This window comes from Microbacterium sp. NPDC055521 (assembly GCF_053619695.1).
This window is the reverse complement of record NZ_JBSHJX010000001.1, coordinates 359,831-373,395: the sequence shown is the minus strand read 5'-3', so window position 1 is coordinate 373,395 and position 13,565 is coordinate 359,831. Positions and strand designations below refer to the sequence as shown.

The window sequence follows — 13,565 nt, the reverse complement described above, 5'->3', positions numbered from 1 at the left end:
GCCCGGAACACCGGGCGGCCGCTCTTCTCATGTCGGCGGACGCCGACTCAGCAGAAGAAGCCGGGGGTGAGGGTCACTGTCGTGCCTCGGGCGGCGCTGCCGGTCGGGTCGTAGCTGCACACCTTGTAGACGTCCCAGTACTTGCCGCCGAGCGGCAGCCCGATGTCCTCGATCGTGGGATTCACCTTGAATCCGGCGCCCTTGAGCGCATCGACCGCCTGCCGGACGGTCTTGCCCTTGACGTCGGGGATCGGCAGCGGCTGCGGACCCTTCGACACGGTCAGCGTCACCGTGTCGCCCGGGCGCCACGGCCCGCCCTCCGGTCGCTCGGCGCTCTGCGCGATGACGGATCCCCTGGCGACCGAATCGCTCCAGTCCTCCGGTCGCTCGTCCGCGACCTTCAGCCGGGCTTCCTCGAGCAGGCGCACCGCCTCGTCGACCGGTCGCCCGGTGACGTCGGGCACCGTGCCGAGGGAGAGCTGGATGAGCGCCGTGTCGTCTTCGAACACCTCGCAGCCGTCGGCGCAGCCGTACGCCTCGCCCTCGTCGCGCGGTGTGACGCGCACGTTCAGGACGAGACCTTTGTCGAGCTCGTCGAAGTACTCCTCGACATCGTCCGAGACGTTGACGCGGTTCTCGGCGAGGAGGCTGCGCACCTCGTCAGCGCTCTTGCCGCGCAGCACCGGCAGCTCGTGCTTGGCGGGGCCGGTGGACACGACGAGCGTCACCGTGCTGTCCTTCTCGACCCGCTCGCCCTCGCCTGGTGCCGATTCGATGATCAGACCGGGGTCGACGTCGATCGATGACTGCTCAGCCCTCTCAGGGACCAGACCCTCCGACGTGACCGAGGCGGCGGCACCCTCATAGGTCATGCCCGCGACCGCCGGGACGGGGATGAGCGAGCCCGGGCCCGACCCGAACCACCAGCCGATGCCGCCGGCGAGCACCGAGAGAAGCAGCACCACCGCGAGCAGCGCCGCCCCGGTCGAGCGTCGACGCGCCGTCCGGCGGCGCAGCCGCGTGGCGTTGTCGACCGACTCACCGGCCTCCTCGGCGGGGCTCGGCAGCAGGGCGGTGGCGGGCAGGATCTTCGTGACCGACCCGGAATCGTACTCGCGTGCTGGCGCGTCGGTCGCGGTGGGCGCGGGCGAGACGCCGATCTCGCGCTCGATCTCCCGCAGGCGCGTGAGCATCGCCTTCGCGTCGAGAGGGCGATCGTCGGGCGACTTCTCGGTGGCCCAGACGACGAGCTCGTCGAGCGGTTCGGGAACCGAGGGGTTGCGTGCGCTCGGTCGCGGCACCTGCTCGGTGGCGTGCTGGAAGGCGATCTGCATCGGCTGCTCGCCCTTGTACGGCTGCTCACCGACGAGCATCTCGTACAGCATGATGCCGAGGGCGTAGATGTCGCTGCGGGCGTCGGCCGTACCGCGGGTGACCAGTTCCGGCGCGAGATAGGCGATCGTGCCGAGCAGCTGGGCGCCGGTGGCCGTGTTCGCGGTCGTCGCCCTGGCGAGGCCGAAGTCGCCGATCTTGATCCGGCCGTCCTCGGCCAGCAGAACGTTCTCGGGCTTCACGTCGCGGTGCACGATCCCGGCGGCGTGCGCGGCCGCGAGACCCGAGAGGATCGCGTCCATGATCGTGATCGTCTGTGTGATGGTGAGCCGCTTCTGCTCGCGCATCAGCTCGCGCAGGGTGATGCCGGGAAGGTACTCCATCACCAGGTACGCGAGTTCGCCGTCCTGCCCCTGGTCGAACACGTTCACCACGTGCGGATCGGCGAGCCGGGCCGCGGCTCTGGCCTCTTGGATGAAACGGCTCTGGAACGCCGAGTCGTCGCTGAGATGCGCATGCATCACCTTGAGGGCGATCCGCCGCTCGAGGCGCATGTCGGTGGCGACGTAGACGGTGGCCATGCCGCCGCGAGCGATCCGCGCGCGAACACGATACCTGCCGTCGACAAGCCGCCCGATGAGCGGGTCGGCCTGCGGAGTGTTCACAGGTCGAGTCTATGAAGAACACGCCGGGTGAACGGGCAACGGCGCACCGCGGGCGGGTTTCGATCCGGTGACGATGGGCGCGTCATCGCAGTGCGGCGAGCCACTGGTGCGCCTGCAGCTCCCACGTCCCGTAGCGATCGGGGTAGGCCGACACCTGCACGGCCTGCGCCGCGGCGGTGAACGGCATGTCCTGCCACCCGGTGATGTCGAGAAGTCCTCGGGTCGTCGCGCCGTTCGGATCGCCGGGGCCGCCGTAGAACACCCGGATGCTGCGGTCGGCATCCATCGCCTGCTCTGGCGCGCCCCAGCCCTGGCTCGGACGCTGCTGGAACAGGCCGAGCGAGTCGCGGTCGCCGTGGTCGAGGTTGCGCATCGACGACTCGACCATCGCAGTGGCGAGCGCGATGGCGATTCCGCGATCCGGCACGCCGAGCTCGCGTCCGACCCGCACGATGTGCGCCGCATGAGCGGTCTGCTCGGCATCCAGCGCTGCCGAGCGCTGCCCGGTCGTCGCCGCCGGTGCGGGGGCCGGGACTGTCAGTCGAAGAGCCTGGCCCGGGTAGATGATGCTGCCATCGCCGAGTCCGTTCGCCTGTAGCAGCCCGGCCACGCTCGTGCCGTACTTCCTGGCGATCCCGAAGAGCGTGTCTCCCGCTGTGACGGTGTGCGAGTCGGGCGCTGCGGCGGCGGGAGGGGCGGCGGGTGCGGCGGCGGAGACCGGCGCGGCCGCGGGTGCCGTGCCGGCCGCGATGCGCAGCGTCTGACCGGGCGTGATCATCGCGGAGCCGCCGAGGCCGTTGAGCGACATGATCGCCGAGACCGTCGTGCCGTACCTCTTCGCGATGGCGAACACGGTGTCTCCACGCACGACCGTGTGCGCGGCCGTCGGTGAGGGAGCCGCGGGAGGTGCGGGAGCCGGCACCGCGGCCGGCGGTGCGGATGCGGGGGAGACGCGCAGTGTCCGGCCGGGGAAGATCACCGATCGCCAGCCCAGGCCGTTCCACGCGAGCAGGTCGGCGGCGGTGACGCCGTGGCTCGCGGCGATCGACCAGACGGTGTCGCCCGGTCGGATCGTGTAGTCGGAGGGCGGTGCGGCGGCCGGTCGAACCGCGGTGTGCGCAGCGCTGCCCACGACCGAGAGGGAGCGCACGCCCGGCGCGTGGCTCGCCGCCGCGGTCGCGCGGACCTCCCCGGCGCCGGCGGGCGCGGCGGTCAGGACGGCTGCCAGGGTGCCGACGACGGCGGCCGGTGCGGTGATCCGCATCGTCGCGGTGCGCGGGTTGGTGATGTGCATGTCGTCTCTCCCAGAAGCGCTTGAGGATCCACGGAAACGCTGACACGCATGTAAACGGATGTCAACAGGTGTGAACCTTGTGACTGGAGTGATGCGTGTCAATTCGTGCGCTGCGTCACGTCGCGGATGAGATAGTGGAGGGGTGTCTGAGAACGCTGCTGATCCCTCCGCCTGGCTGACGATTCCCGAACTCGCCGAGGCGCTCCACGAGACGCCGGGACGCGTGCGCCGGCTGCTCGACGAGCACTACCTGATCGGCTCGCGCCGCAACGGTGCGTTCGCGGTGCCCGCCGTGTTCGTCGTCGACGCGCGCCCGCTGCCGTCGCTGCGCGGCACCATCATGGCCCTGCAGGACGCCTCGTTCTCGGACGACGAGGTCATCGACTGGCTGCTCGCGGAGGAGGAGACGCTCGGCCGCACGCCGATCGCCGCGCTTCTCGCCGGGCACAAGAGCGAGGTCCGCCGCGTCGCACGAACGCTCGCCTGACGGGCTGCCACCGCTCGCCGCCGCGTCGGCTCAGGCCGATCGGGCGATCGCGGCCTCGGCCAGTCCCTGCAGCGCGCGGGATGCGGTCGCATTCAGCTCTGCGTCACGGAGGGCTCGCACCGCGGCATCGCTGTATTCGGCGATCATCTGCTCGACCTGCGCCGCGGCCCCTGTCTCGCGGATCAGCTCCTGAAGCTGCGCGACCTCGGCTGCGCTGAGTTCGGGGTCGCCTATGCGCTCGTCGAGATGCGCACGGGCATCCGGTGTCAGAGCCTCGCGCGCGATCGCGATCAGCGCGGTGCGCTTGCCCTCGCGCAGGTCGTCGCCCGCCGGCTTGCCCGTGATCACGGGATCGCCGAAGACGCCGAGCATGTCGTCGCGCAGCTGGAAGGCCATGCCGACCGGATGCCCGAACGCGCGCAGCCGCGCGAGCAGCCGCTCGTCGGCCCCGCCGAGAGTCGCGCCGAGGAGGATCGGCTGCTCGACGCTGTAGCGCGCGGACTTCAGAGCGACCACGCGCAGCGCGCGTTCGAGCAGGGAGGCGGGCGGGTTGACGCTCCATGCCGACTCCTCGGTCACGTCGAGCATCTGCCCGACGGTGACGTCGCGCCTCATCCGGGCGTATTCCGCCCGCGTCGGTGCGGCATGCGGATGCCCGATGAGGCACTCCTCGAGCAGGTCGTCGCTCCAGGCGACGAGGAGGTCTCCGAGCAGCACCGCCGTCGAGCGGCCGAAGGCCTCGGCATCGCCGTGCCACCCGGCTCGGCGGTGGGCGGCTTCGAGCGCGCGATGCGACGCCGGGCGTCCGCGGCGCGTGTCGGAGTTGTCGATCAGGTCGTCGTGCACGAGCGCTGCGGACTGGAAGACCTCCAGCGCCGCGCCGAGACCCCACAGTGCGGCATCCGTGGTCGCGACATCGCCCGCGGCTGCGAGCCAGCCCGCGTGCGCGAACCTCGCACGAAGGCGCTTCCCGCCCTGCAGCGTGGCGGCGGCGGCGTCCAGGAACAGGTCGGCGTCGGGACCGTACTCGGGGCTTCGCGAGCGGATGCTCTGCACGAACCGGCCGAGCCTCTCGGCGACGGCGTCGGTGACGAGGGAGGAAGACACGATTCCCAGCCTAGATGCAGACAATCGGGCGACGCTCGGCTAGCCGACCGCCCCGCGCGCGGGTAGACTTGAATGACCGAACCGAGGGGGTTGGACATGCCTCTTTCCGAACAAGAGCAGCGCATGCTCGATGAGATGGAACGCCATCTTCTCCAGCACGACGCGGACGTCGTCACGGCGCCGTCCGGCGACCGGTCTCTGAGCTATCGAAACCTGGTCTACGGCGCCCTTCTGCTGCTCGCCGGCATCGGCGGTCTCGTCGCCGCGGTCGCCGCCGGCGGCAGACTCGGAGCGGTCGGCAGCATCATCCTCGGAGTCGTGGCCTTCCTCGCCATGCTGGGAGGGGCGATCCTCGCGTTCACGCCGGTGCGGCGCACCGTGCCGTCCGGTGCGCCGGCGAGCCCCCGCGGTGCGAAGGCGACCGACTCCTCCTTCATGGATCGCATGAACGACCGCTGGGATCGGCGACAGGACGATCGCTGAGCTCACCCGCTGACCTGCCCCACTGAGAGACCCGGATGCCGTGCATCCGGGTTTTTTCGTACCTTCCGACGTCGGCGTGGCGGCGAGCCCTCCACTGGCCCTCCACCCACGCTCCACCGTGCTCCACCGCCCCGATCCGCGGAATCACGCGTGTCGCGGACGACATCGCTGCTGCCCTCGCGAGATCCGCAGGGATTGGTCGTAGGCAAGTGGAGTGAAGTGGAGTAAAGTGGTGCGCACCTCGAGTTGGCCGGACGCAGAGGGGGTGATGGCCGGTGCTGCTGGGTACTCACACGCCGAAGCTGGACGACAAGGGCCGCGTGATCCTTCCTGCGAAGTTTCGCGAGGATCTCGCCGGCGGCATCGTGGTCACCCGCGGTCAGGAGCGCTGCCTGTATGTCTTCAGCACCGCCGAGTTCGAGGCCAAGCACGAGCGGATCCGCGAGGCTCCGCTCACCGACAAGCAGGCCCGCAGCTTCCTGCGCATGTTCCTCTCCGGAGCGAGCGCGGAGATGCCCGACAGCCAGAACCGCATCACCATCCCCGCGCACCTCAGGCAGTACGCGGGGCTGGAGAAGGAGCTGGTCGTCACGGGAGTCGGCGCGCACGCCGAGATCTGGGACGCCTCCGCCTGGAACGACTACCTCGAGAGCAATGAAGAGTCCTACGCCGATCTGGAACAGGAGGTGATTCCCGGCTTGTTCTGACCACGGCTGTGATGCCTCGCCGCTCCGCCCCGACACACTTCCCCGGTGCCGGGTCGAGCGGAGAGGAATCAGAGCCGGAGGTCACGGGAGAAGATCATGAGCATCCGCGACATCCACACACCCGTGCTGCTGGAGCGCTGCATCGAGCTGCTCGCGCCGGCGCTGCAGCAGGACGGCGCGGTGCTCGTCGATGCCACGCTCGGCATGGGCGGTCACTCCGAGGCTTTCTTGGAGCGCTTCCCCGGCATCCGACTGATCGGACTCGACCGCGACACCGACGCGCTCCGCATCGCGGGCGAGCGCCTGGCGCCCTTCGGCGACCGAGTCACTCTCGTGCACACCGTCTACGACGAGATCGGCCTGCACGCGCTGGGCGCCTCGGCGATCCTGTTCGACCTCGGCGTCTCGTCCCTCCAGCTCGACGAGGCGGAGCGTGGGTTCGCGTACTCGAAGGACGCGCCGCTCGACATGCGCATGGACCAGACGAAGGGTCGCACCGCCGCGACCATCCTCGCGGAGTACAGCGAGGGCCAGCTCCGCCGGATCTTCGAGCGCTTCGGCGAGGAGAAGCTCGCCGGCCGCTACGCCCGCTTCATCGTCCAGGCGCGCACCGAGCGTCCTCTCACCCGCTCGGGTGAGCTGGTCGACCTGCTCGTCGCCGCCACGCCGGCCGCCGCACAGCGCGCCGGCCATCCCGCGAAACGCGTCTTCCAGGCGTTGCGCATCGAGGTCAACTCCGAGCTCAGCGTGCTCGCCGACGCCATCCCCGCCGCGATGGACGCGCTCGTCGTCGGGGGGCGGATCGCCGTCATGGCGTACCAGTCACTCGAAGACCGCCTGGTCAAGCAGGCGTTCTCCGCGGCATCGTCGTCGACCGCGCCCGCCGGCCTGCCCGTCGAGCTTCCCGAGCACGCCCCGCGCTTCCGCACCCTCACGAAGGGCGCAGAACTCGCGAGCGATGAGGAGAAGGCGCGCAACCCGCGCGCGATACCCGTGCGGCTGCGCGCCGCGGAGAAGCTGAGGGAGTCGGCATGAGCCTGCAGACCGCGCGCGCGCTGCCGCGCCCCACCCCGCCCGTCGACCCGCCACGCCGGCTGACCCCGGTCGCCGCACCCGCCCCCGGACGCCGGCCGCGGCTCGCGTACGCCGCCCTCGCCGTCGGCGGCGCCCTCGCGATCGGCGCCGCGCAGATGGGCTTCTCGCTCGCCACCACTCAGGACGCCTTCGTGCTCGCGGGGCTGAACACCCAGCAGCACGAGCTCGGCTTGCAGAAGCAGGCGCTGCACGAGCAGCTCATCGGCATCAGCTCGCCCCAGTCGCTGGCGAAGAAGGCGGATGCCATGGGGCTCGTCGTCGCCGGTTCCGCCTCGTACCTGCGCCTCAGCGACGGGCAGATCCTCGGCGCCGGAGACAGCGCGAGCGGGGCATCCACCGTCAACCCCAACGGGGGGACCGCGGTCGGCAACGCCCTCCTCGTACCACCGCCCGCACCTCCCGCCGACACGGTGCCCGACGACGGCATCCTCGCCGACGGGGTGTCCGACGCCACCGTCGTCCCGCCCGAGCCCGCAGGCCCTCCGGTCGTCACCGGCGGCCTTCCCACCCCTGTCACCCGATAACCCACCGCACGGAGACGCGCATGACGACTCGAGCCACTCGTTCACAGCGGCGACGCACAGTCGTCGCCCTCGCGGTGATCCTCATGGTGCTCGGCGCCTTCGTGTTCCGCCTCGTGGACATCCAGGTGGTGCACGCCGACGACCACGTCGCCGAGGGCGTGAACACCGGCAACCTCGGCTCGACGCAGGTGATCGCCGGTGCGCGCGGCGACATCACCGACGCGGCCGGCACCGTGCTGGCCTCCAGCGTTCTCGTGTACGACGCCGAACTCTCCCCGGTCCTGATCCGTCAGTTCGAAGAGCAGACGGACAAGCGGAAGAAGCCCAAGCTCGACTGGGACGCGGCCAGCGAGCGCATCGCCCGCATCGCCGGCCTCAGCGCCGACGACCTGCGCGGCAGCCTCGCCGAGAAGCTCGCGGAGGATCCGGACTCCCAGTACCTCCCGCTCGCCCGCGGGTTGAGCACGGAGCAGTACCTCGAGCTGCGCGCGCTGAAGGCCGATCAGGGGCTCGCGTACATCGCGATGACGCCGCGGTCGGTGCGGGTGTACCCCAACGGTGCCGTCGCAGGCAGCGCGCTCGGCTTCCTCGACGGCTCGGGCGCCGCCCAGTACGGCGTCGAGCGCATCGCCGACAAGTGCCTCACGCCCGAGAACGGCGAGATGACTTACCTCCGCGGGCAGGGCGGCGTGAAGATCCCCGGCAGCGAGCAGATCACCCCGGCCACCGACGGCGGCACGGTGGAGCTCACCATCAACAGCGACCTGAACTGGTACCTGCAGCAGATGATCGCCGAGGAGGCGCAGAAGCAGGGCGCGCAGAGCGGCACGGTCACCGTCGTCGAGGTGAAGACCGGGAAGATCCGCGCGATGGCCGAGTGGCCCACCGTGGACCCCAACGACGTCGACGGCGTGTCGTCGAACCTGTGGAAGTCGCAGATCTTCACCCACACCTACGAGCCCGGTTCGACGTTCAAGCCGATCACCGCAGCGACGCTGCTCGAGGAGAAGGCGGTCACGTCCGACACCACCGTGTCGGCGGCCAGCCGAGAGCGCTTCCCGAACGGCGCCAACATCGGCGACGCGTTCTCGCACCCGCGCTACGACTACACCCTCGCCGGCGCTCTCATCGACTCGTCGAACGTAGCGCTGTCGAAGTTCGGCACGATGGTCTCGCCCGAGACGCGCTACGAGTACCTGAAGAAGTTCGGCGTGGGTGAGAAGACCGACATGCGCTGGCCTGCGGAGGAGCCGGGCGGCGTGGCATCGCCCCAGAAGTGGGACAACCAGACCCTGTACACCACAACCTTCGGACAGGCGTTCACTGTCACGCCCGCACAGGTGGTGCGTGCCTACCAGACCCTCGCGAACGACGGCGAGCGGATCGGCCTGAGCCTGATCGAATCCTGCACCGGCAGCGACGGCGAGGTGCACAGGACGCACAGCGAGCGCGAGCGGGTCGTCTCGGCCGAGACCGCCGCGCAGGTGCGCCGCATGCTCGAGAACGTGGCCGTGCAAGGCGGTCTCGCCGACGCGATCGCCGTTCCCGGCTACCGGATCGGCTCCAAGACGGGCACCGCGCAGAAGCCGGACGGGCACGGCGGGTACAAGGCAGGGGTGTATTTCACGAGCATCCTCGGGGTCGCGCCGATCGAGGATCCGCAGTACGTCGTGATGGTCACTCTCGACGAGCCGACTAGGATTACATCATCCGCGGCCACTGCGCCTGCTCTGCAGAAAGCGCTCACCCAGGTGCTCAAGACCTACCGCGTCGCCCCCTCTTCGCAGCCCATGGACGAGCTGCTCCCGAAATTCGACTAGCCGGCACCCCGCCGCGCAAGGAGATGCAACATGATCGCCCTTCCGCTCGGCGAGATCGCCGAGATCCTCCGCGGCGAGCTGCGCCTGCACGCCGCCGACACGGCTGACACCGTCGTCGACGGCGTCGTCGACACCGACTCCAGGGAGATGGGCCCGGGCGCGATCTTCGTCGCCAAGCCCGGTGAGACCACCGACGGGCACCGCTTCGTGCCGGCCGCCGCCGATGCCGGCGCCGTGCTCGCCATCGTGGAGCGCCCCGTCGAGGCACCGATCACGCAGATCGTCGTCGCCGACGCCGTCGCGGCCCTGGCGGATCTGGCGCGAGAGGTTGTCGCGCGCGTGCGCGCCGCCGGTCGGCTGCAGATCGTGGGCATCACCGGGTCGAACGGCAAGACCACGACGAAGAACTTCCTCGCGCGCATCCTCTCCGACGAGGGCGAGACGGTCGCCCCCGTCCGCTCGTATAACAACGAGGTCGGCGCGCCGCTGACGATGCTGCGCGTGACACCGGACACGCGCTATCTGGTCAGCGAGTTCGGCGCCGCCGGCCGCGGCAGCATCGCGCACCTCGCCGGTCTCGTCGAGCCCGACGTCTCGGTCGTGCTGATGGTCGGCCTCGCACACGCCGGCGGATTCGGCGGCATCGAGCAGACCGCGCTGGCGAAGTCCGAGCTGGTCTCCGCGGCACGCGCCGACGGCACCGCGGTGCTGAACGTCGACGACCCGCGGGTCTGGGCGATGCGCCGCATCGCCGAGGAGCGGGGCATGTCGGTGGTCGGGTTCGGCCAGCATCCGGATGCCGAGGTGCGCGCCGACCGCATCGAGGTGACGTCCGAGGGCACGACCGCGGCCGTCGTCGCCGACGGCGAGGAGACCCCGCTGCGGCTGCAGGTGCTCGGCGCACATCACGTGAGCAACGCCCTCGCCGCGATCTCGGCGGCCCGCGTGCTCGGCGTGCCGGTGCGCGAGTCGATCAGCCGTCTGGAGACGGTGCGGATCGCGGAGCGCTGGCGTATGGAGCCGATGGGCTCCGACCGCGTACGGATCATCAACGACGCCTACAACGCGAGCCCCGACTCGATGGCTGCGGCTCTGCGCACGCTCGCGCAGATCTCCGGCCCCGGCGAGCGGACGGTCGCCGTGCTCGGCGCGATGAGCGAACTCGGCGAGACGGCAGGGGAGGAGCACGACCGCATCGGGCTGCTCGCCGTGCGGCTGAACATCCAGCGCATCGTGGTCGTCGGCGCGGACGCGAGGCGTCTGTACCTTGCCGCGGTCGGCGAGGGATCGTGGGATGGCGAAGCCGTTCATCTGCCCGATCAGGACGCGGCCTTCGACTATCTGAGAGACGAGCTGCGCGACGGGGATCGGGTGCTCGTCAAATCGTCCAACTCCGCCGGGCTCCGGCACCTCGGCGATCGTCTGGGAGAATCGTTCTCGTGAGGTCCTTGTTGATGGCGACTGCGATATCGCTCGCCTTCTCGCTCTTCCTGACCCCGGTCTTCCTCAAGGTGTTCCGCCGGATCGGCTGGGGGCAGGTCATCCGCACCCCCGAGGACATCGCCAACCCGAGCCACGAGGCCAAACGGGGCACGCCCACGATGGGCGGCGTGATCTTCATCCTCGGCACGATCGTCGGGTACTTCGCCGGCAGCTTCTTCGGCGGCACGACCCCCGCCCTGTCAGCCATCCTCGTGCTGTGGCTGATGGTCGGCTTCGGCATCGTCGGCTTCATCGACGACTACATGAAGGTGCGCAGTCAGCGCAGTCTGGGGCTCTCGGGCTGGCGCAAGATCGTCGGCCAGCTGCTCGTGCTCGTGCCGTTCGGCATCGTGGCGCTGAACTTCCCGAACCGCCTCGGCCAGTACCCCGCCAGCGGCTACGTCTCTCTCTTCCGCGACATCTCGTGGCTGAACCTGTTCGCCTTCGGTGCGGTGCTCGGCTGGATCCTCTACCTGATCTGGGTGTCGGTCATCGGAGTCGCCACGTCGAACAGCGTGAACCTGACCGACGGGCTCGACGGCCTCGCCGCGGGAGCGGGCGTCTTCGTCGTGGGGGCGTACAGCCTCATCGCGTTCTGGCAGTTCAAGCAGTCGTGCGTGGGATCGCTGATGGCGCAGGCCGGATGCTACGAGGTGCGCGAGCCGCTCAACCTGGCGACGGTCTCGGCCGCGTTCGCCGGCGGGCTGGTCGGATTCCTGTGGTGGAACGCCCCGAAGGCGAAGGTCTTCATGGGCGACGTCGGCTCGATGGCGATCGGCGGCGTCATCACCGCCATGGCGATCCTGACCCGCACCGAGCTGCTGCTGCTGGTCATCGCCGGCATCTTCGTGCTCTCGTCGGGATCGGTCATCCTGCAGCGCGCCTACTTCAAGATCACGCGCGGCAAGCGTCTGTTCCTGATGAGTCCGTTCCACCACCATCTCGAGATGCGCGGCTGGGCCGAGGTCACGATCGTCGTTCGGCTGTGGATCATCGCCGGACTCCTCGCGGTGTCGGCCGTGGGACTCTTCTACGTCGACTGGCTGATCCAGGCATGAGCGCCCGGCTCGACTCGCTCACCAGCTGGCGCGCCGACTGGTCGGGGCTGCGGGTGGCCGTGCTCGGCCTGTCGATGACAGGATTCTCGGCCGCCGACACCCTCGCAGAGCTCGGCGCCGAGGTCCTCGTGCTCTCGGAGAGCGCGTCGGACGAGTACGCCCGCCTCGTCCCCGTGATCGGCGCGCGCCTCGAACTCGGCTCGCTGACGGAGGTGCCCTCGGCGCTCAGCGACTTCGCCCCCGATGTCGTCGTCGCCTCTCCCGGGTTCGCGCCGTCGCATCCCGTGATCCGCTGGGCGCAGCAGAACGGCCTCGCCCTGTGGGGCGACGTCGAACTGGCCTGGCGGGTGCGCGACAAGGTGCTGCGTGCCGACGGGACTCCGGCCGAATGGGTGCTCGTCACCGGCACGAACGGCAAGACCACGACGACCCAGCTCACGGCGACTCTGCTGCAGGCCGGCGGCCTGCGCGCCGCACCCTGCGGCAACATCGGCATCCCGGTGCTCGACGCGGTGCGCGATCCCGGCGGTTTCGACGTGCTCGTCGTCGAGCTGTCGAGCCACCAGCTCTGGTACATCGGGCAGTCCGCCGCGGCCGGCCAGCTCGAGCCGCACGCCGCTGTCTGCCTCAACCTCGCCGACGACCACCTCGTCTGGCACGGCAGCGCCGACGCGTACCGCGAGGCGAAGTCGTTCGTGTACCGGCACACGAAAGTGGCCTGCGTCTACAACAAGACCGATGCCGCGACCCTGCGCATGGTCGAGGAGGCGGATGTCACCGAGGGCGCCAGAGCGATCGGCTTCGATCTCGGCACCCCCGGCCCCAGTGATCTGGGCATCGTCGACGGGATCGTCGTCGACAGGGCCTTCCACGACGACCGCCGGCACAGCGCCCTCGAGCTCACGACCGTCGCCGAGCTGCGCGAGGTCGGACTCGACGCGCCGCACATCGTCCAGAACATCCTCGCAGCGTCCGCGCTCGCCCGCTCGCTCGGCGTCGCGCCGTCCGCCATCCGCGACGCCCTGCAGGGCTTCGCGCTCGACGCGCATCGCATCCAGGTGATCGCCCAGCATCGCGGCATCCGGTGGATCGACGACTCGAAGGCGACGAACCCGCACGCCGCGGCGTCGTCGCTGCGCGCCTACCCGGGCGCGGTGTGGGTCGTCGGCGGCGATCTCAAGGGCGTCGACCTCGCCGCGCTCGTCGCCGACGCCGGCCGCACGGCCGCCGCCGCGATCATCATCGGCGTGGAACGCGATCCCGTTCTCGCGGCATTCGAGCGACACGCATCACAGGTGCCCGTCTTCGAGGTCGTCCCCGGTGAGACTGGGGAGGTCATGGATCGCGTCGTGGAACTGGCGACGGGGATCATCGACGGTGAGGGCACGGTTCTGCTGGCCCCCGCCGCGGCATCCTTCGACCAGTTCTCGAGCTACGCGGACCGAGGAGAGCGCTTCGCGCAGGCGGTGCGCGCATGGATCGAGCGATCCGGATCGTAGACGGAGAGGGCG

At 70.1% G+C, this 13,565-nt stretch carries 12 protein-coding genes; 9 read left to right on the top strand and 3 right to left on the bottom strand.

Going from position 1 to position 13,565, the window contains the following annotated elements:
• Nucleotides 1-47 precede the first annotated feature (47 nt).
• Together pknB and ACWGSM_RS01780 are read right to left on the bottom strand one after the other, a co-directional pair.
• Nucleotides 48-1,997: a Stk1 family PASTA domain-containing Ser/Thr kinase gene (gene pknB, locus ACWGSM_RS01785; protein WP_452321258.1), complete on the bottom strand. Its 1,950-nt coding sequence runs from the start codon at nt 1,995-1,997 to the stop codon at nt 48-50.
• A gap of 82 nt (nt 1,998-2,079) precedes the next feature.
• Nucleotides 2,080-3,291, bottom strand: coding sequence for a LysM peptidoglycan-binding domain-containing protein (locus tag ACWGSM_RS01780; RefSeq protein WP_452321257.1), 1,212 nt, complete (start codon nt 3,289-3,291; stop codon nt 2,080-2,082).
• Nucleotides 3,292-3,433: 142 nt separating this feature from the next.
• Here ACWGSM_RS01780 and ACWGSM_RS01775 point away from each other — a divergent pair, with 142 nt between their 5' ends.
• Nucleotides 3,434-3,778 (top strand): Rv2175c family DNA-binding protein, encoded by a 345-nt coding sequence (locus tag ACWGSM_RS01775; protein ID WP_313358053.1) that lies wholly within the window; start codon nt 3,434-3,436, stop codon nt 3,776-3,778.
• 30 nt (nt 3,779-3,808) lie between these two features.
• Here the strand turns inward: ACWGSM_RS01775 and ACWGSM_RS01770 are convergent, their stop codons facing one another.
• Entirely contained in the window at nt 3,809-4,885 is a 1,077-nt protein-coding gene (locus ACWGSM_RS01770; protein ID WP_452321256.1) for a polyprenyl synthetase family protein, read from the bottom strand.
• Nucleotides 4,886-4,981: 96 nt separating this feature from the next.
• Between ACWGSM_RS01770 and ACWGSM_RS01765 the strand changes: the two genes are divergently transcribed.
• The 8 genes from ACWGSM_RS01765 (at nt 4,982) to murD (ending at nt 13,553) form a co-directional block, all read left to right on the top strand.
• Nucleotides 4,982-5,368 (top strand): DUF3040 domain-containing protein, encoded by a 387-nt coding sequence (locus ACWGSM_RS01765; protein WP_452321255.1) that lies wholly within the window; start codon nt 4,982-4,984, stop codon nt 5,366-5,368.
• A 275-nt stretch (nt 5,369-5,643) separates the two neighbouring features.
• Nucleotides 5,644-6,075: a division/cell wall cluster transcriptional repressor MraZ gene (gene mraZ, locus ACWGSM_RS01760; protein WP_313358047.1), complete on the top strand. Its 432-nt coding sequence runs from the start codon at nt 5,644-5,646 to the stop codon at nt 6,073-6,075.
• A 96-nt stretch (nt 6,076-6,171) separates the two neighbouring features.
• Complete coding sequence (rsmH, locus tag ACWGSM_RS01755) at nt 6,172-7,110, top strand: 16S rRNA (cytosine(1402)-N(4))-methyltransferase RsmH (protein ID WP_452321254.1); 939 nt, start codon at nt 6,172-6,174, stop codon at nt 7,108-7,110.
• Entirely contained in the window at nt 7,107-7,694 is a 588-nt protein-coding gene (locus ACWGSM_RS01750; protein ID WP_452321253.1) for a hypothetical protein, read from the top strand. Before rsmH ends, ACWGSM_RS01750 begins: the two co-directional genes overlap by 4 nt.
• Nucleotides 7,695-7,714: 20 nt before the next feature.
• A complete protein-coding gene (locus ACWGSM_RS01745; protein ID WP_452321252.1) occupies nt 7,715-9,514 on the top strand; it encodes a peptidoglycan D,D-transpeptidase FtsI family protein in 1,800 nt (599 codons plus the stop codon).
• A 30-nt stretch (nt 9,515-9,544) separates the two neighbouring features.
• Nucleotides 9,545-10,957, top strand: a complete 1,413-nt coding sequence (locus tag ACWGSM_RS01740) for a UDP-N-acetylmuramoyl-tripeptide--D-alanyl-D-alanine ligase (protein ID WP_452321251.1) — start codon at nt 9,545-9,547, stop codon at nt 10,955-10,957.
• On the top strand, nt 10,954-12,054 hold the full coding sequence (mraY, locus tag ACWGSM_RS01735; RefSeq protein ID WP_452321250.1) for a phospho-N-acetylmuramoyl-pentapeptide-transferase: 1,101 nt from the start codon (nt 10,954-10,956) through the stop codon (nt 12,052-12,054). The genes ACWGSM_RS01740 and mraY overlap by 4 nt, the downstream gene beginning before the upstream one ends.
• A complete protein-coding gene (gene murD, locus ACWGSM_RS01730; RefSeq protein WP_452321249.1) occupies nt 12,051-13,553 on the top strand; it encodes a UDP-N-acetylmuramoyl-L-alanine--D-glutamate ligase in 1,503 nt (500 codons plus the stop codon). The genes mraY and murD overlap by 4 nt, the downstream gene beginning before the upstream one ends.
• Nucleotides 13,554-13,565: the final 12 nt, after the last annotated feature.

Coding starts and splice junctions, on each gene's coding strand:
- ACWGSM_RS01780 (WP_452321257.1), bottom strand. CDS start 3,291: ATGCACATCACCAACCCGCGCACCGCGACGATGCGGATCACCGCACCG.
- ACWGSM_RS01765 (WP_452321255.1), top strand. CDS start 4,982: ATGCCTCTTTCCGAACAAGAGCAGCGCATGCTCGATGAGATGGAACGC.
- rsmH (WP_452321254.1), top strand. CDS start 6,172: ATGAGCATCCGCGACATCCACACACCCGTGCTGCTGGAGCGCTGCATC.
- ACWGSM_RS01750 (WP_452321253.1), top strand. CDS start 7,107: ATGAGCCTGCAGACCGCGCGCGCGCTGCCGCGCCCCACCCCGCCCGTC.
- ACWGSM_RS01745 (WP_452321252.1), top strand. CDS start 7,715: ATGACGACTCGAGCCACTCGTTCACAGCGGCGACGCACAGTCGTCGCC.
- ACWGSM_RS01740 (WP_452321251.1), top strand. CDS start 9,545: ATGATCGCCCTTCCGCTCGGCGAGATCGCCGAGATCCTCCGCGGCGAG.
- murD (WP_452321249.1), top strand. CDS start 12,051: ATGAGCGCCCGGCTCGACTCGCTCACCAGCTGGCGCGCCGACTGGTCG.